At 61.7% G+C, this 23,868-nt stretch carries 23 protein-coding genes; 10 read left to right on the forward strand and 13 right to left on the reverse strand.

The window, feature by feature from the left end:
* Positions 1–30 precede the first annotated feature (30 nt).
* Positions 31–1,161: an ABC transporter ATP-binding protein gene (locus B3605_RS17975; RefSeq protein WP_296435381.1), complete on the reverse strand. Its 1,131-nt coding sequence runs from the start codon at positions 1,159–1,161 to the stop codon at positions 31–33.
* 299 nt (positions 1,162–1,460) lie between these two features.
* Here B3605_RS17975 and B3605_RS17980 point away from each other — a divergent pair, with 299 nt between their 5' ends.
* Genes B3605_RS17980 through B3605_RS18000 form a run of 5 tightly spaced genes read left to right on the forward strand, consistent with a single transcriptional unit; the run spans position 1,461 to position 6,519 of the window.
* On the forward strand, positions 1,461–2,297 hold the full coding sequence (locus tag B3605_RS17980) for a metallophosphoesterase family protein (protein WP_296435383.1): 837 nt from the start codon (positions 1,461–1,463) through the stop codon (positions 2,295–2,297).
* Positions 2,294–3,457 (forward strand): ABC transporter ATP-binding protein, encoded by a 1,164-nt coding sequence (locus B3605_RS17985; RefSeq protein WP_112972809.1) that lies wholly within the window; start codon positions 2,294–2,296, stop codon positions 3,455–3,457. The genes B3605_RS17980 and B3605_RS17985 overlap by 4 nt, the downstream gene beginning before the upstream one ends.
* Entirely contained in the window at positions 3,450–4,376 is a 927-nt protein-coding gene (locus B3605_RS17990) for a carbohydrate ABC transporter permease (protein WP_113199004.1), read from the forward strand. Before B3605_RS17985 ends, B3605_RS17990 begins: the two co-directional genes overlap by 8 nt.
* Before the next feature lie 11 nt (positions 4,377–4,387).
* Complete coding sequence (locus B3605_RS17995; protein ID WP_296435398.1) at positions 4,388–5,224, forward strand: carbohydrate ABC transporter permease; 837 nt, start codon at positions 4,388–4,390, stop codon at positions 5,222–5,224.
* A 29-nt stretch (positions 5,225–5,253) separates the two neighbouring features.
* Positions 5,254–6,519, forward strand: coding sequence for an ABC transporter substrate-binding protein (locus tag B3605_RS18000; RefSeq protein ID WP_296435386.1), 1,266 nt, complete (start codon positions 5,254–5,256; stop codon positions 6,517–6,519).
* 55 nt (positions 6,520–6,574) lie between these two features.
* Here the strand turns inward: B3605_RS18000 and B3605_RS18005 are convergent, their stop codons facing one another.
* A complete protein-coding gene (locus B3605_RS18005; protein ID WP_112972806.1) occupies positions 6,575–7,567 on the reverse strand; it encodes a LacI family DNA-binding transcriptional regulator in 993 nt (330 codons plus the stop codon).
* A gap of 369 nt (positions 7,568–7,936) precedes the next feature.
* On the opposite strand from B3605_RS18005, the gene B3605_RS18010 reads away from it, so the two are divergent.
* Both B3605_RS18010 and B3605_RS18015 read left to right on the forward strand, forming a co-directional pair.
* Positions 7,937–9,037 carry a siderophore-interacting protein gene (locus tag B3605_RS18010; protein ID WP_296435388.1) on the forward strand — a complete coding sequence of 367 codons (1,101 nt, stop codon included), beginning with the start codon at positions 7,937–7,939 and terminating at the stop codon, positions 9,035–9,037.
* 225 nt (positions 9,038–9,262) lie between these two features.
* Positions 9,263–9,472 carry a hypothetical protein gene (locus tag B3605_RS18015; RefSeq protein ID WP_112822703.1) on the forward strand — a complete coding sequence of 70 codons (210 nt, stop codon included), beginning with the start codon at positions 9,263–9,265 and terminating at the stop codon, positions 9,470–9,472.
* A 78-nt stretch (positions 9,473–9,550) separates the two neighbouring features.
* On the opposite strand, the gene minE is transcribed toward B3605_RS18015, so the two are convergent.
* The 11 genes from minE to B3605_RS18070 all read right to left on the reverse strand — a co-directional run bounded on the left by minE (position 9,551) and on the right by B3605_RS18070 (position 19,502).
* A complete protein-coding gene (minE, locus tag B3605_RS18020; protein ID WP_112822705.1) occupies positions 9,551–9,808 on the reverse strand; it encodes a cell division topological specificity factor MinE in 258 nt (85 codons plus the stop codon).
* The gene (gene minD / locus B3605_RS18025) at positions 9,805–10,620 is read right to left on the reverse strand and encodes a septum site-determining protein MinD (protein WP_112822707.1); all 816 of its coding nucleotides are present in this window, start codon (positions 10,618–10,620) and stop codon (positions 9,805–9,807) included. The genes minE and minD overlap by 4 nt, the downstream gene beginning before the upstream one ends.
* A gap of 32 nt (positions 10,621–10,652) precedes the next feature.
* Positions 10,653–11,375 (reverse strand): septum site-determining protein MinC, encoded by a 723-nt coding sequence (minC, locus tag B3605_RS18030; RefSeq protein WP_112972803.1) that lies wholly within the window; start codon positions 11,373–11,375, stop codon positions 10,653–10,655.
* 214 nt (positions 11,376–11,589) lie between these two features.
* Positions 11,590–11,727, reverse strand: a complete 138-nt coding sequence (locus tag B3605_RS18035; RefSeq protein ID WP_112822711.1) for a DUF1127 domain-containing protein — start codon at positions 11,725–11,727, stop codon at positions 11,590–11,592.
* A 187-nt stretch (positions 11,728–11,914) separates the two neighbouring features.
* The gene (locus tag B3605_RS18040; protein ID WP_409457191.1) at positions 11,915–12,757 is read right to left on the reverse strand and encodes an alpha/beta fold hydrolase; all 843 of its coding nucleotides are present in this window, start codon (positions 12,755–12,757) and stop codon (positions 11,915–11,917) included.
* A 356-nt stretch (positions 12,758–13,113) separates the two neighbouring features.
* Positions 13,114–13,569, reverse strand: a complete 456-nt coding sequence (locus B3605_RS18045; protein WP_111565101.1) for an RpiB/LacA/LacB family sugar-phosphate isomerase — start codon at positions 13,567–13,569, stop codon at positions 13,114–13,116.
* Entirely contained in the window at positions 13,566–14,363 is a 798-nt protein-coding gene (locus tag B3605_RS18050) for a triose-phosphate isomerase (RefSeq protein ID WP_113012149.1), read from the reverse strand. Before B3605_RS18050 ends, B3605_RS18045 begins: the two co-directional genes overlap by 4 nt.
* 41 nt (positions 14,364–14,404) lie before the next feature.
* Entirely contained in the window at positions 14,405–15,340 is a 936-nt protein-coding gene (locus B3605_RS18055; protein WP_112972800.1) for a sugar-binding transcriptional regulator, read from the reverse strand.
* Positions 15,341–15,403: 63 nt separating this feature from the next.
* Positions 15,404–16,336, reverse strand: coding sequence for a TIM barrel protein (locus B3605_RS18060; RefSeq protein WP_112972799.1), 933 nt, complete (start codon positions 16,334–16,336; stop codon positions 15,404–15,406).
* Positions 16,337–16,347: 11 nt separating this feature from the next.
* Positions 16,348–17,862, reverse strand: coding sequence for a glycerol-3-phosphate dehydrogenase (locus B3605_RS18065; RefSeq protein ID WP_296435391.1), 1,515 nt, complete (start codon positions 17,860–17,862; stop codon positions 16,348–16,350).
* Between the two features lie 86 nt (positions 17,863–17,948).
* The gene (locus B3605_RS18070; RefSeq protein WP_112972797.1) at positions 17,949–19,502 is read right to left on the reverse strand and encodes an FGGY-family carbohydrate kinase; all 1,554 of its coding nucleotides are present in this window, start codon (positions 19,500–19,502) and stop codon (positions 17,949–17,951) included.
* A gap of 931 nt (positions 19,503–20,433) precedes the next feature.
* Here B3605_RS18070 and B3605_RS18075 point away from each other — a divergent pair.
* Genes B3605_RS18075 through mmsB form a run of 3 tightly spaced genes read left to right on the forward strand, consistent with a single transcriptional unit; the run spans position 20,434 to position 23,815 of the window.
* On the forward strand, positions 20,434–21,090 hold the full coding sequence (locus B3605_RS18075; protein WP_112944110.1) for a DUF2291 domain-containing protein: 657 nt from the start codon (positions 20,434–20,436) through the stop codon (positions 21,088–21,090).
* Positions 21,087–22,646, forward strand: a complete 1,560-nt coding sequence (locus B3605_RS18080) for a sugar ABC transporter ATP-binding protein (protein WP_296435393.1) — start codon at positions 21,087–21,089, stop codon at positions 22,644–22,646. The genes B3605_RS18075 and B3605_RS18080 overlap by 4 nt, the downstream gene beginning before the upstream one ends.
* Positions 22,643–23,815 carry a multiple monosaccharide ABC transporter permease gene (gene mmsB, locus B3605_RS18085; RefSeq protein WP_296435395.1) on the forward strand — a complete coding sequence of 391 codons (1,173 nt, stop codon included), beginning with the start codon at positions 22,643–22,645 and terminating at the stop codon, positions 23,813–23,815. The genes B3605_RS18080 and mmsB overlap by 4 nt, the downstream gene beginning before the upstream one ends.
* Positions 23,816–23,868 lie beyond the last annotated feature (53 nt).

Here is a 23,868-nt window from a genome sequence, read left to right on the forward strand (position 1 = left end):
GTGAGGTTCTGAAAGTCAGGCATCAAAAGGTCAGGCGTGGCCTTTCCCGGGCGAAACCTGGGAAATGGCGTTTGCCGGCTCGGTGCTCGGCGAATTGAAGAGAAACAGAGCCTCGGCTGGCACATGAACGCGGACGCGCTCGCCCGGCTCAAATGCGCGGGTAGCGTCCGCCATGATCTCGCGGTCGCCGACACGAACGGCATGGCGCCAATGGCCACCTGGATAGCTCACGGCTGCGATCTCGCCATCGAGCGTAACGCCCGACCCGACAACCGCTGTCTCGGCAGCGAGGATTTGCGCCGCCTCCGGCCGGAAGCGCGCCTCGACGGTGCCTTGCACGAGGTCCCGCCCCATCAGAGCGACATGGCCGACGGCATTCGTTGGGCCCGCGGCGATAACGAAGTCGTTGCCATCAGGCGCGCCAGTCAGCGAGATCACGTTCTCGGCGCCCATGAAGGCGGCGACGAAGGCCGAGGCCGGCCTGTTGTAGACGTCTTCAGGCGTGCCCTGCTGAGCGATCCGACCGGCATTGAGGATCACGATCCTGTCGGCCATCACCATCGCTTCTTCGCGATCATGCGTCACGTGAACGGCGGTGATGCCAAGGCGCTTCTGCAGTGCGCGGAGCTCGTGGCGAACGCTAAGCCTTATGCGGGCGTCGAGATTGGAAAGCGGCTCGTCAAGCAGCAGGATCTCGGGATCAACCGCCAAGGCACGGCCGAGCGCGACGCGCTGGCGCTGACCGCCGGACAAGGCCGCCGGCTTTCGTGCTCCCAGTCCATCCAGCCCCAGAAGAGACTGCATGGCGGAGACCCGCTTGTCGATTTCGCTGCGCTGGACCTTCTTCAGTTTCAAGCCATAGCCGATATTCTGCGCTACCGTCATATGTGGCCAGAGCGCATAGGACTGGAAGACGAGCGCCATCCCGCGCTTGTCGGGCGGCAGGTGCGTCACCTCGCGATGGCGCACGGAGACCGATCCCGAGGACGGCGTCACGAAGCCGGCGAGGACGCGCAGCAGTGTCGTCTTTCCGCAGCCTGATGACCCGAGCAAGGCGACGAATTCCCCGCGCTCGATATTGAGGTCTATGTCCTCCAGAACCTGGGTGTTGCCATATCTGCAGGCAACCGACCGCAATTCCAAAAACGCGCCTTGAACCATCTCTCAACTCCCGTTGCACAGCTGTGCAATCTGTCCAGCAGCTAGTTAGAATGTTTCCTTTACAGTTAGATGACGGTTGGCGCGTTCCCGCGGTCCACTGCATCGAATGGATGATCCCTGCGCTGTGTCGGTCCTGAACGGGCCCTAGAGAAAGGCTCGAATGCGCGGTGACAATTCGATGACGAAAATGAAACGCGGTTGGAAAGCCGTGTTACGCCCCCGACACATGATCGCTTTAAAGAGGCGCCGAAGACGTCGCTGGCCGCAGCCTGGCCGGCGTGTGGAATTGGAGAAGCGCCGTGAAGATCATCCATATTACCGATACACATCTGAGCCCCAACAAGCCGCATTTCAACGGCAACTGGGCGCCCCTGCTCCGCTGGATCGAGGAAACCGGCGCTGACCTCATCGTGCACACCGGTGACCTCAGCGTTGACGGCGCCGACAAGGACGAAGATCTGGCCTTTTCCATGGAACTGATGCGCCAGGTGTCGATCCCCATGCTGATCGTTCCCGGCAATCACGATGTCGGACACCTCCCGGGCTCGGCCCAGCCGGTCAATGCGGAGCGTCTCGCCCGCTGGCGCAATCTCGTCGGCCCCGACTATTTCGCGCAGGATATCGGGAACTGGCGCATCATCGGTCTGAACAGCCTGCTCATGGGCTTCGAGGATGCAGAAGAACAGGCACAGTTCGACTGGCTGCAGAAGACGCTCGCCGAGCGCGGTGAGCGCCGCGTCGCAATCTTCGCGCACAAACCGCTATTCGTAGACGACGCCAATGAAGGCGACACCGGCTACTGGAGCGTACGCCCGATGCAGCGCCGCAAGCTTTACGACCTGATCGCCGCTCACGACGTCGCGCTCTTCGGCAGTGGGCACCTGCACTGGACGTGGAAGGGCGAGTTCGGCCAGACCTCGGTCGTCTGGGCGCCGCCGACAGCCTTTATCCTCGACACGATGGAACGTGAAATGCCGGGAGAGCGCCTGGTGGGTGCGGCCGTGCACGAGCTTGGTGACGACGTCACGACCGAACTGGTCGCCGTACCAGGGATGACCGCCTACTTCCTCGACGATGTCGTGGAAGAGGTCTACCCGCAGGCAGCGCCGAAGAAGCAGCGGGAGCGAGCGCAATGAGCGCGCTTTCCCTTCGCGGCATCACCAAATCCTTCTCCGGCAACGCCATCCTCAAGGGCGTCAGCCTTGACGTCGAGCCGGGCGAGTTCATCGCGCTGGTCGGTCCGTCGGGTTGCGGCAAGAGCACGCTGCTGCGCATCCTTTCCGGCCTCGATCACGCCGACCAGGGCCAGATCATCATCGGTGGCGAGGACATGTCAGCGATTGCGGCCGCCGATCGCAACATCGCGATGGTGTTCCAGTCCTACGCGCTCTATCCCCATCTGACGGCCGGCCAGAACATTGCCGTTCCGCTCGCCATGCGCCGCCTCTCCGGTGCGCAGCGCCTGCCATTCGTCGGCTCCATGCTTCCCGGCCAGCGCGCAATCAGCGCGGCGATCGCGCGTGATGTCGCCGAAATGGCGAGGTCGCTGAAGATCGACCATCTGCTCGACCGAAAGCCGGGCCAGATGTCGGGCGGCCAGCGCCAGCGTGTGGCTCTGGCGCGCGCCATGGTGCGCCATCCGAGCGTGTTCCTGATGGACGAGCCGCTTTCCAACCTCGATGCGAACCTGCGCGTCCACGCCCGCGGCGAGATCGTGGAGTTGCATCGGCGCGCCGGCGTGCCGACCGTCTACGTTACCCACGACCAGGCCGAGGCCCTGTCGATGGCCGACCGCGTCGCCGTGATGATCAGCGGCAACCTGCTTCAGCTGGCAAGCCCGCAGGTCATTTACGATGACCCCGCGCATCTCGAGGTTGCCCGCTTCGTCGGCCAGCCACGCATCAATGTCGTGCCGGCGCTCGCCGAAAGCGGCTTGGTGTCCTTCGGCGGCGTCAGGCTCGGCCTGCACACTCCGATCGCAGCCCGCACGCCGGTCAGCCTGGCGGTCCGCCCCGAATTTGTCCGTCTGGCGGATAATCGTGAGGACGGTCTCGCGGCGAAGGTCGAGCGCATCGAGTTCCTCGGCTCCGAGGTCATCCTCTACTGCAAGCTCGATGCGATCGGCGAAATCATGATCGCCAAGCTCTCGCCGGCGGAGGCCAGCGGTGTCTCGGCGGGAATGCCTGTTTCTCTCTCGCTGTCGGCGGACAAGGCGATGGTTTTTGCAGAGGACGGCAGCCGCCTGAAAGCAAGCCCGATTACCATCGAAGCGACTTTGGAGAAGGCTCATGGCTAGTATCGCCATGGACGCACCTGCAACCCGCAAGACCACGGCAGCACGCGAACGCAACGAAGCGCGCACCGCCTGGCTCCTGGCACTGCCCGCCATCATCCTGATCTTTGTTTTCGTGCTCCTGCCCGTGGTTGCCGTCGTCCTGCTCGGCTTCACCGATTTTGAGCTCGGCATGGGCAAGTTCCGCTTTGTCGGTTTCGAGAACTATGCGCACCTGATCAACGATCGCGCCTTCCGCAAGGCCTTGTGGAACACGACCTGCTATACGGCGATCGTGGCCCCTGTTTCGATTGTCCTCGGCCTTGTCGTCGCTCTCATGATCGAAAGCGAGACCACCGCGCGCAGCTTCTTCCGCACGGTCTACTTCCTGCCGGTGGCATCGCTGATCGTCGCCATGGCAACCGTGTGGCAATATCTCTTCCACCCGACCATCGGGCCGATCAACAGCCTGCTGGCGCTGGTCGGCATTCCCGGCCCCAACTGGCTGGCAGCCTCGAGCACCGTGCTCTACAGCCTGTCGATCATCGGTGTCTGGCAGTCCGTCGGCTTCAACATGGTGCTATTCCTCGCCGGTCTCACCGCCATTCCGCGTGAGCTCTATGCGGCTGCCGAAGTCGATGGCGCCCGCTCGGCTTTCGATCGGTTCCGTCTGGTGACCTGGCCGATGCTCGGACCGACGACGCTGTTCGTCACGACGATCAGCATCATCAACTCGGTGAAGGTCTTCGAAACAGTCCAGACCCTCACTCAAGGCGGGCCGAACCATGCATCCGAAGTGCTGCTCTTCAGCATCTACCAGGAAGGTTTCGTCTATCTGCGCGTCGGTTATGCATCGGCGATGACGGTGGTGTTCCTCGCCATCCTGATGGTGCTCACCTTCCTCCAGTACAATGTTCTCGACCGTCGGGTGCACTACTCATGAGCGTAAACACGATGACCACCAACCGGTGGACCCTCGGCCGCGTCAGCCGCCTGGCGCTGCTCTCCTTCGGCGCGCTGCTGTTCCTCGCGCCCTATGTCTTCATGCTGTCGACGGCAGGCAAGGCGCAGAGCGAGATCTTCACCTCCGCCCTGTCGTTGATCCCGACCAACTTCTACTACGTCGCCAACTTCACCAAGGCACTGACCCGCGTACCGATGGGAACGCTACTGTGGAACGGGGTGCTGGTCTGCGGGCTGATCTTCTTCTTCCAGGTGCTGATCGCCATTCCCTGCGCCTACGCCATGGCAAAGCTGAAGTTCCGCGCGGCGCGGCTGATGATGGTTCTCGTCATGCTTGGCCTACTGGTGCCGATCCATGCAACCGCCCTGCCGCTCTATGTGGGCTTCAACAGTCTGTCGCTGCTCAACAGCTACACTGCGCTGGTGGCTCCGTTCTCGATCTCGGTCTTTGCGATCTTCATGTTCCTTCAGTTCTTCCGGGCGATGCCCGACGATCTGATCCATGCGGCACGCCTGGACGGCATGTCGGAACTCGGGATTGTCGCGCGCGTCATCGTCCCAAATGCCTGGCCCGCCGTCACCGCCTTCTCGATCTTTTCGGTCGTCGCCCACTGGAACGACCTCTACTGGCCTCTCGTCGTCATCACCAAGCAGGACTACGCCACGCCGCCCCTCGGACTGATGTATTTCCGCGCCGCCGAGGCCGGTGACGACTATGGCGCGCTGATGGCCGCCACCATGATCATTACCCTTCCCCTCGTCGCCGCATTCCTGCTCGCGCAGAAGCGCTTCGTCGAGGGTATCACCATGACCGGTCTCAAAGGCTGACCGGTCGCCTCAATCCAGGAGAACGAGCGATGAAACGTATCACCCAGCTTCTCGCCGCAGCGGCCATCTCGATGGCGACAACCGTGCCGGCTTTTGCCGAGACGACGCTGACGGTCCACTATCCGATGCCAGGCTTTTTCAAGGACGTGATGGACACGATCTCGAAGAAGTTCATGGAAGAAAACCCGGATATCAAGATCCAGTTCGCAAGCCCGTCCGCCACCTATGAAGAAGGCATCCAGACGATCCTTCGCCAGGTCGGCACGTCGGAAATGCCTGATCTGACCTTCATTGGGCTGAACCGCCTGCGCATGATCGACGAGCGCGATGTCGCCGTCGACCTCGGCCCGCTCGTCAAGAAAGACGGCAACATGGCCGAGCAGGGCTTCTCGGACACGATCCTGAAGCTCGCCCAGGTCAAGGGAAAGCAGATCGGCCTCGCTTTCGCGACCTCGACCCCGATCATGTACTACAACGCCGATCTCGTTAAGGCTGCCGGTGGCGACCCCGAGAACCCGCCGAAGACCTGGGACGAAGTGATCGCGCTCGGCGGTAAGATCAAGGCGCTCGGCAACGGCGTCGATGGTATCGACTTCCGCTGGCAGGGCGACGACTGGATGTTCTCGGCGCTGCTGTTCGGCGCCGGCGGCTCCATGCTCAGCGAAGACGAGAGCAAAGTCACCTTCAACGGTCCAGAAGGCCAGAAGGCCGGCGAAGTGATCGAGCGCATGGTCAAGGAAGGCGGCCTGCCGGTGTTTACGAAGTCTGCCGGCGAGCAGGCCTTCGCGGCCGGCAAGGTCGGTTTCGAGTTCCAGACAACAGGCGCGCTGCGCAACACCATCAAGAACGTTGGCGACAAGTTCGACCTGCGCACGGCTCCATTGCCGCTGCTCGACCCCGCCAAGGGCCACCTACCGACCGGTGGCAACGCCGTCGTGATCCTGACCAAGGATGCCGCCAAGCAGGAAGCCGCCTGGAAGTTCGCCAAGTTCGCGGCAGGTCCTTACGGCGCCTCGGTCGTCGTCCCCGGCACCGGCTACGTTCCGAACAACGAACTGGCCGCCAAGTCGCCAGACTATCTGGGCGATTTCTACACCAAGAATCCGCTGTTCCACGCCGGCCTGAAGCAGATGCCGCTGATGGTTCCGTGGTACGCTTTCCCGGGCTCCAACGGTGTTCGCGTCACCCAGACGATCGTCGACAACCTCTCGCGCATCGTCGACCAGTCTTCGGCACCGAAGGAAGCACTCGACGACGCAGCCGCCGACGTCGAAGGCATGCTGCCGCGCAGCTAAGCTAAGCTCGACCTGATGATCATGCCTGGCCGTCGCACCTCGTGCGGCGGCTTTCCTATTTGGATGACTGGTTCAGATCGCGGACCGTCCCGCCCTTGTTTAGCGAAAAGGCAAGCTCCAGATGTCGGTCGGGCGCGGCGTTTTCGACCATGTCGAGGAGCAGAGACGCCGCTGTCGTGCCCATGCTCGCATCCGGCATGTTCATCGTGGTCAAAGGCGGATCGACCAGCCGGCCGATCACGATACCATCGAAGCCTGCCACCGACATGTCTTGCGGCACGGAGAGGCCCTCGCGACGGAGCGCTGCGATCACCCCAAGCGCCAGAAGGTCATTGGATCCGATAATCGCGGTCGGGCGACCATCCCTGATGGCGGTCAGGATATCGATCTGGTCGTATTCCGAAACAAAGGAGATCTGCATGGCAGCAAGCGGCCGCTTCCCGACTTCCCGCAACGCTTCGATATAGCCTTGGTAGCGGCGCGCGGCACGGTCGGAAGCGGCGAAGCTGCCCGAGACGAACAATATCCGCTCATGCCCCATCTGCAGCAAGTAGCGCGTAAGGTCCCGGCCTGCCGCGAAATTATCGACAGTGACGGCAGCCGGATGGCGCTCCGTCGGCAGATTGTGCAAGAGCACTGTCGGCGGCAGATCTACCAGTAGCGCCTGACTGGTCAGGCCGTTGCAGACGGTCAAGATCAATCCGGTCGGCCGTTCGCTCATCAAGCCCGACACGGCGTCCGCTTCCTGCAGCGGATCATAATTGGACTGAGCAATCAGCACACTGTGACCGGCGCTAAGCATGCGATTCTGGATACCCGACAGGGATGCGGCGAAGACAGGGTTCGTGAGGCTCGGCACGAGGACGCCGATGACGGGTCGCCGGCCGCCCTTGGCGGTCGCTCCAGGAGCGCGATAACCAAGTTCGCCAGCCGCTTTGCGCACCTTGCCGACCATCGCGGGGCTGACCGGGCCGCTATGGTTCAGAACGCGGCTCGCCGTCGCCGTCGAGCAGCCCGCACGTTCAGCAACTTGGCGCAGTGTCGCCATTGATCGTTTTCCCGCGTTCTCGGATTAGGCCTCCAGCAACCGGCTTTATCAGGGATGGCGCGTCGCGCGCAATGATACGCCGGTTGCACTTAGTCTCATATGCCCGGCGCATGCCTCACTAACCGGTCAGCCGAATTCGCCCACCTCCTTGCGGATTGGCAAGATTGCGGACGTCTAAAGCCGGCATGGGTGTAGAAAACCGGCGACACGTGGCCTATACCGTTCCGTGCATGCGCACTTCAGGGCAGGTACAAAAGGTTATGGCAACAACACGAGCTCCGGGATCATTCCACGGGCGGGATCGGGGTGTCCGATGTCCCATCGGGGATGGCTTGCCATTCCCCGGTCGTTTACCCGAGGTGATACCCGATGACCGAACCCACACGATTACGCTGCAGCACTGACATCCGCCTGCTGAAGCTGCCTGAATATTTGCACCTGATCGTCGACCGGCTGGCGAGCTTCGATGCCGCCGTCGTACAGACCGATGACAGTGTGACCTTCGAATTCCCTTTCGCCTCCGCGCGCTTCGACATGACATCCGAACAGCTGACGATGGAAGCCTCGTCGCCTGATGAAGAGGGCCTTCGCCGCGCCAAGGAGCTTCTCGGTGTTGCCGTTGAACTCTATGCGAAGAGTGAAAAGCCGCAATTCGTCTGGACGGGCGACCTCGCCGGCGACACGACACTCTCGTCCTTCCGGCTGATGCGGGTCGAGCGCGCCTGGCAGGTCACGCCTGGCATGCGACGCGTGCGCCTGACGGGCAGCAACCTCGAGCGCTTCGACAACCCCAGCAGCATGCACATCCGCATGTATTTTCCGACGGCGGACATTCCCGAGCCGGTATGGCCGATCGCCGGGCCAAACGGCCTGACATTCTGGCCATCGGAAGAGCAAAAGCCGGTGGCGCGCGTTTACACCATTCGCAAGATGGACGCGAAGGCAGGCTATATCGACGTCGATTTCGTCGTCCACGGCGATGGCGATAGCGCGCACGAAGGTGTCGGCTGCGCCTGGGCCATGCACGCCAAGGAAGGCGACGTGGTCGGCATCATGGGGCCGCTAGGCCGTCCTGTAAGACCGGCTGACTGGTACATCATGGGATGCGACGAGACCGGATTGCCGGCACTCAGCCGCATCCTCGAACGACTGCCGGCTGATGCGCGCGGCCACGCCTTCGTCGAAGTCGCGCAAGCGACCGACGAACAGCCGATCGCTCATCCCGAGGGGATCGAACTTCGCTGGATCCATCGCAACGGCATTCCCAGTGGCGAGCACGGCGAATTGGTTCGCGCGATCCGAGCCGTGCAATGGCCGACGGGCTTGTCTGGCTTCGGTTGGTTTGCCTCCGAGAACGAGGCCACCAAGGAGATCCGCGAATATTGGCGCGACACGCTGGCCTGCGGACGCGACCAGACGCTGGCTGCGGGCTACTGGAGGCGAGGCGTGACTGGACTAATGGCGGGTTGATCGGGGCGACCTAGCATGCCTTCGTAGGGACAGGACATCGGCAAATCGGTGATGGGGCGAAGCCATCCGCCCCGTTCATCGTCGGCCCGGCGCATGATCGCGGGCGGACGCTGAGGTGACATTCGGCTTGCGGAACGCCATGTGTCTGCAGTAGGTCACTGCTCTCAACCATTGCGGCCGCGTAGGGCGGTCAAACAACGGCATGCGTCGATAAGGAGTGCTCCGATGAATGAAGCCCAGTTCATGGCACTATGCAAAAACGGGAAGTTCAAGGAAGCGCTGACGCTTGCCTTGGACGGCAAGGAGAAGGCGAAGTTTTCGCCGAGCCGCTTCGCGATCGACAAGAAGTCCGGCAAACCGGTCTTTTACCGCGGCAACAAGCGCGTTGAAATCGGCGCTGATGGCGAGTGGGAACTGGCCAAGAATAACTGGTAGCTTGCCGATTGGCCGGGACTAAGCCAACCTTCTGGCCATGGAAAGGCGGCACCGATATGCCGCCTGCCCTATTTTCGCTCAGGCAGCACGGGCTGCGTTCAGCGGGATTTCAACGTCGATCTCGAGGATCGACATGTGCTCATCGCGATCCATCTTGACGTGCACACGGTCGCTGTCGACCTGCACATGCTTGGCGATGACCGCGAGGATTTCCTCACGCAGAACCGAAATCAGATCCGAGCCGGTCGAGGACCGCTCATGAGCCAAGAGCACCTGCAGGCGCTCGCGGGCAGCCGGTGCGGTTCTCTGTTTTCCAAAAAGCCGAAAAATGCTCATGCGGCCTTCCTTCCAAAAATCTTGCCGAAGATACCACGCTTCTCACCCGGCACTGTCATCGCCACTTCTTCGCCGGCCAGGCGGCGTGCGGCGTCAAAGTAAGCCATGGCGGGCGCGCTCTTGGTGTCTGCGAGCGTGACCGGGGCGCCGATGTTGGACGCGCGCAAAACGTCCATGCTTTCGGGAATGATCCCGAGCAGCGGGATAGAGAGGATTTCCAGGACGTCGTCCACCTTGAGCATGTCACCGCGCTCGGCGCGGTTGGCATCATAGCGGGTGAGCAGCAAATGCTTTTCCATGCGCTCGCCGCGCTCTGCCTTCAGCGTCTTGGAATCGAGCAGGCCGATAATGCGGTCCGAATCGCGAACCGACGAAACTTCGGGATTGGTGACGACGACGGCAACATCGGCGTGGCGCATGGCAAGTGTCGCGCCGCGCTCGATGCCGGCGGGGCTGTCGCAGATGACCCAGTCGAAATGGCGCTTAAGATCCGCCATGACGCGTTCCACGCCTTCGGCCGTCAGATTGTCCTTGTCACGCGTCTGCGAGGCAGGCAACAGGAAGAGGGTCTCGAGACGCTTGTCGCGGATCAGGGCCTGTGACAGCTTGGCGTCGCCCTGGATGACGTTGATCAGGTCGTAAACGACCCGGCGCTCGGCGCCCATGACCAGGTCGAGGTTACGCAGCCCGACGTCGAAGTCGACCACGACAACCTTCTCGTTTCTCTGTGCAAGAGCCGCTCCAAGTGCCGCGGTGGAGGTTGTCTTTCCAACTCCGCCCTTGCCTGAAGTGACGACGATGACTTTCCCCATCTTTCTCTCCTAATATCCTGGCCAACCTGGGCTCAGCTAAGTTTCTCGGCCTTGATCGCGTCGTCTTCCAGCCAGAGCTGGACTGCTTGTCCGCGAAGCCCCGGCTCCAGGTCTTCCGCCATTTTGTAAATGCCATCGATGGCAACCAGTTCAGCCTCGAGCCTGCGGCAGAAGATACGCGCCGAGGCATTACCCAACGACCCCGCCATTGCCCGTCCACGCAAGGCACCGTAGACGTGGATCGAACCGCCAGCGATGACTTCCGCACCCGATGAAACCGACCCGATGATGGTCACATCGCCTTCCGCGAAAATCACCGACTGTCCAGAGCGAACCGGCTCTCGGATAACCAGTGACTGCGGAGTTTGCCGCGTCTCGATTGCGTCAGGCTTGCGTGGCGCTTCGAGAACAGGCTCGTTCTGCGGCATTTCGAAATCGGAAACCGGACGCCCGCCTTTGAGCGCCGGCGGCATACCTGGTCCGATCAGCGAAGGACGCCCGCCTTCAATGCCCATAATGCTGACATTGCGCTCGCCGAGCGCTGCGATCAGCTCTTTCAATTGCGCGCGGTCAATATCAAGCTCACTGATATCGAGGACGACCGGGCGCCCGAGGAAAAAACCGGCCGAGCGTGCGGCCAGATCATCCAGCCGTACCAGCCAGTCATCGAGCGGCAGGTCCGGCGAAAGCATCACCGCCAGAAACGAGCGGCCCTTGATACGGATGGAGCGGGCGTCTGTTAGCAACTTGGTCATCTACGTTAAGAAATCGTTGAGATTTATTAACGATGAATTGGTTAACAAAAGGTTAACACGAGTGCATCAGCCGGCTGCGAGCGGCGTCGACGACGGGGCATTTTTCGGGGGCGGATAGGCAGTATCGAACGCCCTGAATTCGTATTGTGAAGCCCTAAAAACGATAAAGGCCCGCTTAAGCAGGCCCATCGGAAGCAATCAGGTAGTGATGTGATCAGCGACCGTATACGCGACGCTTCAGATCGGAGCGGTTAACACCGATGTCCTTGAGGGCAGCGTCGTCAAGGCGGGAAAGTTCGCGGTATGCTCTGCCGAGCTGAAAGTACTCGACAATCTTGTTGGCGATATTCATTGCATTTCTCCTTTTTGAATGCCCAATTATGTATCTCATTGCCCTGATAATGAGCAGAGATAAATTTGCATAAGAGACATCCGAGAATCGCAATCGGTCTTCCGGCAAAGCCAAATTTTGCACCAGGGCGTACGTGACCGACGAGATGAGTCGTCCACGCACGCCACGGTGATCGATCAATGCGCGATCAGCCCTTGATGAAGGCAAGCAGATCGGGGTTGATCACATCGGCATCCACGGTCAGCATGCCGTGCGAGAAACCGGGATAGACCTTCAGAGTGCTGTTTTTCAGAAGCTTCGCCTGCAAGAGCGAGGCGTCCTTGTAGGGCACGACCTGGTCGTCATCGCCCTGCAACACCAGCGTCGGCACAGTGATCGCCTTTAGATCTTCCGTCTGGTCCGTTTCCGAAAATGCCTTGATGCCGTCATAATGCGCCTTGGCTGAGCCCATCATGCCTTGCCGCCACCAGTTGTTGATCACACCCTGGGAGACCTTGGCGCCAGGCCGGTTGAACCCGTAGAAGGGGCCGGAGGCGACGTCGATGTAGAACTGGGCGCGGTTGGCGGCAAGCGCCGTGCGGAAGCCGTCGAAGACTTCCATCGGCGTGCCATTGGGGTTGGCTGGCGTCTTCAGCATCAACGGAGGAACCGAGCTGACCAGAATGGCCTTGGCGACACGTCCCTGCGGCTGACCATACTTGGCGACATAGCGGGCGACCTCGCCACCACCTGTCGAGTGGCCAATGTGGACGGCGTTGCGCAGATCAAGGTGTTCGGCAACGGCGGACGCGTCGGCGGCATAGTGGTCCATGTCATGACCGTCGCTTACCTGGGCGGAGCGGCCGTGGCCGCGACGATCGTGGGCGATGACGCGATAGCCCTTGCTGACGAAGAAGAGCATCTGTGCGTCCCAATCGTCGGATGAAAGCGGCCAGCCATGGTGGAAAACGATTGGCTGGGCGTTCTTCGGACCCCAGTCCTTGAAGAAGATTTCAACGCCGTCTTTTGTCTTCACAAAGTTCCCAGTCATGGGAGTTGCTCCTTTTGCAGTGTGTGGTGTCTTTTGCTTAGCGGCAAAGGCCGGTGTGGCCATCGCGAATGAAATCGTTGCTCCGGCAAGCATTGCTTGGCGGCGAGAAAGCGGGAATAAAAATTCGTGTGTCACAGGGCGCTCCGTCTCAAATCATCAGAGCCGGCTTCGCCGCCCTTTGATGTCAAGAGCTTATGGAAACGACGCGGCTGGCGATTGTCGTTTTCAGTGGCGTTTGGATATTCGTGTGGAGAAACGTGGCAGCCGGCGCAAGGCCGCTGCGCGATGAACGCGGACCTGGTCAACGCGCTCATGGAGGTACGGCCCGCAAGGCGCGGGCCGTATGGTTTATTCAATCAACGCTGATTGTACTTCGCGTCGAGTTCGTCCATCGCCTTGACGTTGCCGGCGGAGCGACCGTTTTCGTCGAAGGTCTGCGCCAGGAACGCATCGGCGATGGCCTTGGCGAGTTCAGGTCCGATAACGCGCGCGCCCATGGTGATGATCTGGGCATTGTTCGACAGTGCAGCGCGCTCGGCGGAATAGGTGTCGTGCGTCAGCGCGGCGCGGATGCCGGGGACCTTGTTGGCGGAAATGCAAACGCCGATGCCGGTGCCGCAGACAAGAATTGCCTTATCATAGGTGCCATCGATGACGCCCGACGCCACGCGATCCGAAAGACCGGCGTAGAATGCATCGGCGCCCGCGCTCGTGCGTGAGACTTCCGACACTTCGTAGCGATCCTTCAGATGGTCGGCGAGAACCTTGGCGAGGCCTTCGCCCGCGCTGTCTCCTGCGATTGCCAGTTTCATGCTTTTTCTCCTTCGAGTTTTGCGTCAAGTTTGGCGGCGCATTTCGCCAGGATGTCGAGATAACCTTCGACGTTCCAGGCCGAACGGCCGATGAAAAGTCCGTCTATATGTGGGCTTGAGATGAGTTCTTCGCAATTGCCGGGGTTGACCGAGCCGCCGTAGAGGCAAGGAATACGACGACCCAGCACCTGCTCGGCAACAGCGATGATTTCGGCCTGGCGCTGATCGGCATATTCAGCCGTCGCCGGAATGCCGTTGACGCCGATCGCCCAGACCGGCTCGTAGGCGAGCAGGATCTCGGCTTGTTTCTGCGCGCCAGTCAGCTTGGAAAGTGCGCCGCGAACCTCGGTTGCAAGCACCTCAGCGGCACGGCCGCTCTCGCGGTCGGCCAGCGTCTCGCCGATGCAGATGAGCGGGATCAGACCATGACGGACGGCCGCTTCGGTCTTCAGCCCAACGGTTTCGTCGGTCTCGCCGAAGAACTCCCGCCGCTCGGAGTGACCGAGTTCGACAATGTCGAGGTTGCAGTCCTTGAGCATCACCGGCGACACCTCGCCGGTCCATGCGCCGTCGTCGGCCCAGTGCATGTTCTGCGCACCGACCTTGACGGAAGTCTCGGCCAGCATGGCCTTGGCCTCGCGCACCGCCGTGAAGGGCGGAATGACGAAACGCTGGATGCGCGGATCGCGCGCGCCATCCGCGGCCTTCAGGCCGCTCGCAAAGCTCTGCGCCTCGGCAAGCGTCTTGTTCATCTTCCAGCTGGTGCCGATCCAGAAACGCGGTGAGTTGGCCATCTGCAATCCTATTCCCTATCGTCGTCTATCTGATCATCCGGCTAGCGCAGAAGCGCTTCGGCCGTGCGTTCGTCGGTAATAAGCCCGTGGAGGCTGCCACTGCGCAGAACCGCGCGGATCGCCTCAACCTTGCCGCCGCCACCGGCAAGCGCCACCAACCGCTCCGTCCTCGGCTGCGGCAGGTTGGCCGAGAGCGTTCGCTCGGTCAGCGCGGTGTCGAGAATGCGGCCGTTGGCATCGAAGAAGTAGCCGAGGATTTCACCGACACCGCCGGCAGCCGCCACTTCCTTGATCTCGCGCGCCTCGATCATGCCCGATTGCACAAGCTGCGCATGCGTGTCGACGGTGCCGAGTCCGACCAGCTTGAGCGTGGCGGTGTTTGCAAGGTCCATCACTTCCTTCACGCCACGCTGGGCCAACAGCACCTCGCGGTCCTCAGCCGTATTGGCGAAGAACGGAACGGGCATGACATAGGCCGGCATGCCGGTCTTTTCGGCGATGCGGTGCATGACGTCGTAGGGGTTGGCCGCGTAGTTTCGGGTCAAGCCGCCGAGGAGCGAGACGAAGCGCAGGTCACGGGCGGAGACGCGCGGCAAAAGATGCACTGCGGTCGACAGCGTGCGTCCGTGGCCAAGCCCGATCACGGTATTGTCGCCACGCTCGATCTCGCGCTTCAGGAAGTTGGAGCCGGCAAGGCCAAGTGTGCGAAAGATCGACTCGTCTTCACCAACATAGGGCGTCACTTCGCAATATTGCAGGCCGAAGCGCTCAGACAGGCTGTTCTCCAGCGCCACGCATTCGATGATGTCGCCTTCGATGCTGATCTTGACGACACCTTCGGCCACTGCGCGCGCGATCAGGCGGTGCGTCTTCACCGAGGGCAGTCCAAGACGTTTGGCCACCTCGGACTGCGTCAATCCGCCAGCGTAATGCAGCCAGGCGGCTCGCACCGCAAGCGATTCTTCCGGATCGTTCATCGACAGTCTTCTCCCGATTTTCCCACGCGCATATCCCGCCTCTTTTTTTGATTCGCCTTTCGCTCAGATATGCAGGTCGGCGATGCCGGTGTCGATGTGGGGGGCCCAGAACGCGACGCTTTCGGCGATCTGCGAGATCACCTGGCGGTCGTTCGGCTCACGTTCCTTGAAGGACAGCTCAAGGCAGATCTCGTTATCCTTGGCCCCGCCCTCGGCAAATGCCTTGAGCAACTCCGGCGGCTGGATGCGGCCCTTGGCGTTGAACTCGGCGGTAAAGGGCCGATGCCCCCCCTTGTCCATCAGGCTCTGCTTGATGTGGATGATCGGCGAGACCTTGGGCACGGCACGCGCCCACGCATAGGGTTCGAAATCATCGGGGTTGCTCGAGGTCACGTCCCCATGGTCGATATCGGCCATCATCCACATCGGCACGGCCATGTTGGCGGCCGTCAGGCGGTCCTGCAGCTTCATGCACTCGGCGATCGTCTCGCCGAATTCGCGACCGATGCTCATCGGCTCCCAGAACACGTATGACAGACCAGCCGACTTGGCGTGCTCGGCAACCTCGGCCCAGCAGTCGATGGCGATCTTGATCAGCTCCTCGCGCCGCGCGGGATCGTCGAAATCCTTGTAGGTGAAGATCGCGAACTGCGTTCCAACCGAAGTCCCGCCGAGATCGGCGGTGATATCGGCGAAGGTCTTGAACCAGTCGACATAGTAGCGACGAACATCTGCATCTGGATGACCGAAATGATTGAGCCGGCCGTAAGGCCCGGTCATGCCCGAGGTCACCCGGACGCCGGTGCGCTGGAGTGCTGCGGACATGTCGCGGGTCAGCCTGCGGATGACGGGCGCTTGCCAGCTCGGATTGATGAATTCGTGGGTGAGCTGCAGGTCACGAATGCGCAAATCCCGCGCCACGGTTTCGATCAGGTCATCAGGCTCGGCGAAACGATTGACGAGCGGATTGGTGTTCAAGGAAAGGGTCAATGCCATGATCGGTATCCTCAGGCGGCCGCAACGAGATTCGCGCCGGCGAACCAATCGGCAAAGGCGGCCTGCTCGGCCTCGGTCAGGTGCAGATAGTGCTTGGTGCGCCGCTTAAGCACGTCCTCGGGGGTGAGCGCCCATTCGCTCGCAACGAGATAGCGAACCTCAGCCTCATAAAGATGGCCACCGAAGTGACGGCCAAGGCCTTCGAGACCCGTTGCATTGCCAACGATCTTGCGGGTGCGGGTGCCATACAGGCGGCCGTAGTGACCGGCAAGCGTGCGTGACATCCAGGGATAGGTTTCCTTCAGGCCATTGAAGAAGGTCTCGTAATCGGCCTTCGGCATATCGCCGCCCGGAAGCGCTGCGTGTTCCGTCCAATTATCCGACATTTGCGGGAAGATATGCTTCAGGCGCTGCATACCGCGCTCGGCAAGCTCGCGGAAGGTCGTGATCTTGCCGCCGAAGACGTTGAGAAGCGGCGCGTTGCCGGTCTCTTCGAGATCGAAGACGTAGTCGCGCGTCACGGCTGACGGATTGCCCTTGCCGTCGTCGAACAGGGGGCGCACGCCGGAGAAGCTGTGCAGCACATCCTGACGGCGGAGCTTTTCCTTGAAGTAGCGATTGACGGCGGTGAGGAGGTATTCGATTTCCTTCTCGTCAGCCGCGACGTCTTCGGCCCGGCCTTCGTAGGAGATATCGGTCGTGCCGATCAGCGCCTTGTCGCCCTCATAGGGGTTGATGAAGATCACGCGCTTGTCGTGGTTCTGCACGAGATAGGCGTTGGAGCCCGCCCAGAACTTCGGCACGATGATATGGCTGCCCTTGACCAGCCGGACATTGCGGCTGCTGTTGGCACCGGCCACGCGGCCGATGACGTCGGACACCCACGGGCCTGCGGCATTGGCGATACAGCGGGCGCGGAAATTGCGGGTTTCGCCGGTGACGCTGTTCCTGGTGGTGATGCTCCAGCCGCCGTTCTCGCGCCTAGCGGAGACGGCTGCCGTGCGGGTTAGAACCTCGGCCCCACGCTCGGCGGCATCGACCGCGTTGAGCACCACGAGGCGCGCATCGTCGACCCAGCAGTCTGAATATTCGAAGCCGCGGGTGTATTGGTCGAGGATAGGCGTACCCTCGGGGTCACGGCGCAGATCAAGCGTGCGGGTGCCCGGGAGCTTCTTGCGGCCACCCAGGTGATCATAAAGGAAGAGGCCGAGACGGACGAGCCAGGCCGGGCGATCCTGTGGCGAATGCGGCAGCACGAAGCGCATCGGCCAGATTATGTGGGGGGCGGCGTTGAGCAGCACCTCGCGCTCGATGAGCGCCTCGCGCACCAGCCGGAATTCGTAATATTCGAGATAGCGCAGGCCACCATGAACCAGCTTGCCTGAGCGCGACGATGTCCCCTGCGCCAGATCGTCTTTCTCACACAGAACGACCTTCAGGCCACGGCCCGCCGCATCACGCGCGATGCCGGCACCATTGATCCCGCCACCGATCACGAACAGATCCACCATTCCGGACTCAGTCATCAACATGCTCCTTCGGATGCTTTGTGCATCAACACATTCATTCAGCGCGGCCGCGCATCAGTCGCGGCCCGGCGCGGGATTTCCGTTTATTGCGTGGCGACCAGCTGATCCCAGGCGGGCGCGACCGCCTCGCGCACCATCACGTAGGCCTTGAACAGGCGCTCGAAGCGCTCGGCCTGCTCGCTGTCGGGCGCTTCAGCCTCGCCAAGAAGCGGCGTCACCCATTCGGCAATGCAATCATCCATGTTGCGGTAGGCGCCAATCGCCACCGCCGCCATCATCGCGACGCCGGCGGCACCCGCCTCTTCGCGCCGCGACACCCTGACCGGGGCATTGACCGCCGCCGACAGGCAACCGCGAAGCGCGCGCGAGCGTGCCGCGCCACCGGTAATCCGGAGCTCTTCAGGCATATCGCCCATCGCCGCGTAGCAATCGCGGGTCGCCATGCCGAGACCCTCGACGACGGCGCGCAACAGATCGGCAAAGCCGTGGCGCATGGAAAGACCGGTGAACCCAGCTCGAGCCGCGGCATTGACGAATGGACCGCGCTCGCCGGCATCCGAGATATAGGGGTGATAGAGCACTGAACCGGGCCGGCTTTCAGCGAACCAGCTGTCGATGCGGGCGATCAGATCGGCATGAGACACGGTCTTTCCACCGTCGGCCATCAGCGAGCCGGCCATTTGCAGCAGCCAGTCGATGTTGATCGTGGCGCTCATATTGGTCTGCACCTGGGTGACGATCCCCGGCATTGGCAAGGCGATCACATAACCAGTGCCCTCGGCATTGAGTTGCACGTCGGCCACTGCCTTGGCGCGCATATGAACGCCGGTGGAGCCGATGGTCGAGCAGGCAGCATTCTGGCCCGCGCTGCGCACGCCAGCGCCAAGTGCTGTCATCACCATATCGACATAGCCGAGACTGACGGGCGTACCGGCAAGAAGCCCACAGGCCCGCGCCGCATCGGCGGAAAGCGGATGAGTGACCTCGGTGCCATCGATGATCTGTGGCAATAGCGAACGGCGGCGCGACAAGCCCAGCGCATCGATCGCCGCGTCGTCATACTGCCGCGTGCGGAAATTGCCGAAGGTGAAGCTTGCTTCCGAGGGATCGGTGGCGCGGATGCCCGTGAGATTGAGATAAAGCCAGTCCTTGCAATGAAGCGCGACCTCGGCGCGATCGAGAAGATCGGGCTGATTGCGGTCCATATGGGCGATCTGCGCGCCCTGCTGGCAGGTATTGAGGCCGGTGCCGGTCGCTTCGAAACGCGCGCGATTGCCAGCGCCAGCGCTGAGCCGCGTCACGGTGGGAGCCGCGCGGGCATCGAGCCAGAGCCAGGCATCGCCAACCGGCCGGTTGCCGGCACCGACGAGCCATGTGCCGTCGCCCTGCCCCGTCACGGAAATGGCGGCAGTGCGCTCGGCAAGTCCCGGCACCTTTTCGCTGAGGCCGCGCAGCGCGGTCACGCAGTCGGCCCAGGTTTGCGTCAGGGACTGCGTCGCCGAACCATCATCGCCCGTCGCATATTGGTTGCGCGCCGAAGCGGACGCGATCTGGCGCCCGGAAAGCTCGAAGGCAACCGCCTTGATCACCGAGGTCCCGGCATCGATACCGATAATGATCTGTCCACGTTCAGACATCGCAAGCCTCGTCGGCTACGACAATTCCCGCGATAATCCATGCCGCTGAATACGGCATCCTCATCCCATTCATGATCACTCCTCCCAGACGACCGCCGACGGACCGCGCCAAGCGCCGCCATTCAGGCAAGTACGTCGCATTGCGACTGCTCCTCGCGAGATCAGACTGAAAGACCTCACATTGGACAGCAACCGGAAACCGGCAAGCGCCGGATTTCGTGTCACTAAGAATATAACACAAACTTATCACCGCAAATGAATTTTTTTTCTGTCGTCGCAATTTTTTTCAGATATACTGTCGATCATCAAATGGACATGATGCGCGATGCGTTCGACGGAATGCCATCATGCAAGTGAAGCGACCGCCCCTCACCGCACCGACGCGCATGCCATCTAGCGACTCTAATAAAAATATATATATCAATATCTTGTGATCACATAAGCTTGGGCCGAGCACGCGAACCAAGAATGCGAGGCATTACAAAATGTTGCCTTGTAGGCGCCTTTGCCGGGCGCATATGCGATCATCCTCAGAGTCCACAAACATCGGCGAAAATCGAAAATGCCACCGAATGGTCGATTGACAAGGTGCAATCTTTATAACATGTTTACTGCCATTGATAACACGGCGATACCATAGCTTACGGGCTTCCACGGTATCTGCGTGACGCGCCTGGCGGTTGGAGGAGAAACAAACGCCGGGTTATTGAGGAGGATCACGACGGTGCGAATTTCTGTTTCCAGACATGGCTTGGCGTCACGCCAGCACTTCCGCCCCGACGCGCGATCGCCGCTTGGCGGCCTCCTCGCCAACTCCTTAGCCAGTACACAGGATTGTTGCCCGACCGACCGGTCGCGACGTCGATAATCCCTCCCCCCCTTTTCTTTCCCTCAACAGGAAATCCGGCCTCGCGCCGAAGGTTGTCAGAAAATGAGCATAGAAACGGACTACGCGGCTTCCCAGCCAAAGAGCGGCAAACTGAAAATCGCGGTCGGCATTGCGGCGGTCGTGGTTGTCGTCGGTGCGATCGCGCTGGACACGAAGGTTGTCCATATCGGCTCCGAAAACGACGTGCGCCAGCAGGCGTTCTCCTCGCAGACCTACGGTGTGGAGCAGTTCCCGAAGATCGCGGCTGATGTCGAGAAGCGCGCGGTTCCAGCTGCCGAGCTTGCACCGGCTGCCCTCGCCGACAAGAAGGCGGCGGGCGAGAAATACGGCGTCGCAACGACCACCGGCCCGGTTCTGCCTGTGTCGTTTACCGGCGTCGTCGGCGAGCGCAAGGGCAACATTAACGAAGTGAAGGTTGATGGGCTGCCTCCCGAAGTCGTCATTCGCATGCAGACCGGTCCAGCTATCAACGGCACAGATCTACGCGATGCAACGGGCGCAATCGAGTTCGGTCAGTTCACCAATCAGATTGAGTACCAGGACGCCGGTTCGGCAATCAACAACGAGATGAAGAAGGCAGTACTCGGAAGCATCGACCCCGCTCAGCTGACCGGCAAGACGGTCACTGTCACAGGCGTCTTCAAGCTCATCAACCCGAAGAACTGGCTCGTCACCCCCGTCAAGGTTGAAGTCAAATGAGCCAGGCAAGCCAACGCCAGATCAAAGGTGAGATCGGTGAGGTCGTCCTCAGCGCCCGCAACGTTGCCAAGACCTATGGTAGCGTGCAGGCCCTCAAGGGCGTGAACTTCGACATCCATCGCGGCCAGGTCACCACGCTGTTCGGCGAAAATGGTGCCGGCAAGTCAACGCTGATGAAAATCCTGTCGGGTGTCGTGCGCCCGACTTCGGGTGAGATCATCCTCGACGGACAGACCGTCAACTTCGTGTCGTCAACGCATGCCCGCGAATGCGGCATCTCGATCATCCACCAGGAACTGAGCCTGGCGCCCAACTTGAGCGTCCGAGACAATATCTTCATGGGGCGCGAGATCATCACGGCCGGAACCGTCGATTTCGCCGAAGAAGAGCGTCAGACCCGCGCGCTGCTCGAAGAGCTGGAAGAGGACATCGATCCGCTGACCCCCGTTGAGGATCTCCGCCTCGGCCAGCAGCAGATCGTGGAAATCGCCCGTGCACTGTCGGTTAATTCGCGTATCCTGATCATGGACGAGCCGACGTCTGCGCTCAGCGCCACCGAAGTCGAAGTGCTCTTCAAGGTCATCCGCGACCTCACCAGCCGCGGCGTATCGATCGTCTATATCTCGCACCACCTCGAAGAGGCGCTGCAGATCACCAATCACGCAGTGGTTCTGCGCGACGGCACCATGACAGCCTATGCCGAACGCAAGGACATCGATCTCGAATGGATCGTCCGCAACATGGTGGGCGAGAATTTCGACCTCGGCAGCCCGCCTGATGGCTACGAGATGGGCAAGGTTGCGCTGTCGATCAAGGAACTCACCGTTCCCGGCCCTTCCGGTGCTGCCTATAACGCGGTCGACCGCCTGTCGCTCGATGTGCGCGCTGGCGAGATCGTCTGCATCTATGGCCTCATGGGCGCCGGACGTACCGAGCTTCTCGAATGCGTGGCCGGACGCCTGCACGCCAGCGGCGGGCACATTCTTCTCGAAGGCCAGGACGTCGCCGGCCTTAGCATTGCCAACCGGATCGCAAGTGGCCTCGGCCTCGTGCCCGAAGACCGCCAGCGCGATGGTCTGGTGCAGACGATGACTGTCGGCACCAACCTGTCGCTTGCCAGCATCGGCGCTTTCACCAGGGGGCTCTTCACCTCGGGTGGCCGCGAGCGCGAACTGGTTACGGATTCGATCCGTAAGGTTCACATCAAGACCGACGGTGGCGCGGCCGCCATCGGCTCGCTGTCCGGCGGCAACCAGCAGAAGGTCGTCCTGAGCAAGTGGATCTTCGCTGACCCGGACGTGCTCATCCTCGACGAGCCCACGCGCGGCATCGACGTCGGTGCGAAGTACGAGATCTACCAGATCATCAACAAGCTGGCGGAGCAGGGCAAGGCCGTGATCGTGATCTCGTCCGAGCTCCCCGAGCTGCTCGGCATCTGCGACCGCGTGTTCGCGATGAGTCAGGGCCGGATCACCGGGGTGCTGCCCCGCGGCGAAGCGGACCAGGAGTCCCTGATGCGTTACATGACCATGGAGAAGGAGAGTGCTCAGGCATGAGCGCACTGACGCAGTACCTCAGCAAGAACCTCCGCGACTACGGGATGATGGCCGCGCTCATCATCATCGTCGTGGTGTTCCAGTTCCTCACGGACAACCGCCTGCTCATCCCGAACAACGTGGCTGCGCTCGTCCAGCAGAACGCGTACGTGTTCATCCTGACCATCGGCATGGTCATGGTGATCGTGGCGGGGCACATCGACCTGTCGGTCGGCTCCGTCGTCGCCTTCGTCGGTGGCGTCATGGGCGTGCTGATCGTGCAGGAGCAGATCCCGTGGCTCCTCGCGGTCGTGATCGGGCTCGCCGTGGGTGCAGTCGTGGGAGCGTGGCAAGGCTTCTGGATCGCGTACATGGGCATACCCGCGTTCATCGTGACACTCGCTGGCATGCTGATCTTCCGAGGACTGGCCATCGTCATCGCCGGCACCACGATCTCGGGCTTCCCGAACAACTTCAACGCGATCTCCAAGGGCTCGCTTCCCAACGTCCTCGGGTTTGCCGGGGACCTCGACGCGCTCACGCTGCTGATCGGCGGCCTCGCGATCGGCGGTCTCGTCTTCGGCCAGCTCCGCACCCGCCGTGTCCTTCGGCGCGAGGGCCTCGTCACTGAGCCGCTGGTCGCGTTCGTGGGCAAGCTCGTCGTCATCGCGCTGATCATCGGCTTCATCACGTACCTGCTGGCGAAGTCGGCCGGCGGCACGCCGATCGTCCTGGTCCTCGTGGGCGCGCTCGTCGTGATCTACACGTTCGTCATGAACAAGACGGTGTTCGGCCGCCACATCTATGCGATCGGTGGCAACCTCTCCGCCGCGATCCTCTCCGGTGTGAACACCCGCCGCGTGAACTTCATGATCTTCGTGAACATGGGTCTGCTTGCCGCGGTGGCCGGCGTTGTCACCACGGCACGCGCCGGCTCGGCGGTCGCCTCCGCTGGGACCAACTTCGAGCTCGACGCGATCGCCGCGGCCTTCATCGGTGGTACGGCCGTCACCGGTGGTGTCGGCAAGGTGACCGGCGCGATCATCGGTGCGCTCATCATGGGCGTGCTCAACATGGGCCTGTCGATCATGGGCGTCGACGCCGCCTGGCAGCAGACCATCAAGGGTCTGGTGCTCCTTGCGGCCGTCGCGTTCGACATCCTCAACAAGCGCAAGACCGGCGCGGTCTGACCCTAGCCGCACGACGACGGCGCCCCTCCCCACCCGGGGAGAGATCGGAAGAG

The organism is Rhizobium sp. UBA1881, assembly GCF_002338015.1.
GTDB lineage: Bacteria > Pseudomonadota > Alphaproteobacteria > Rhizobiales > Rhizobiaceae > Rhizobium.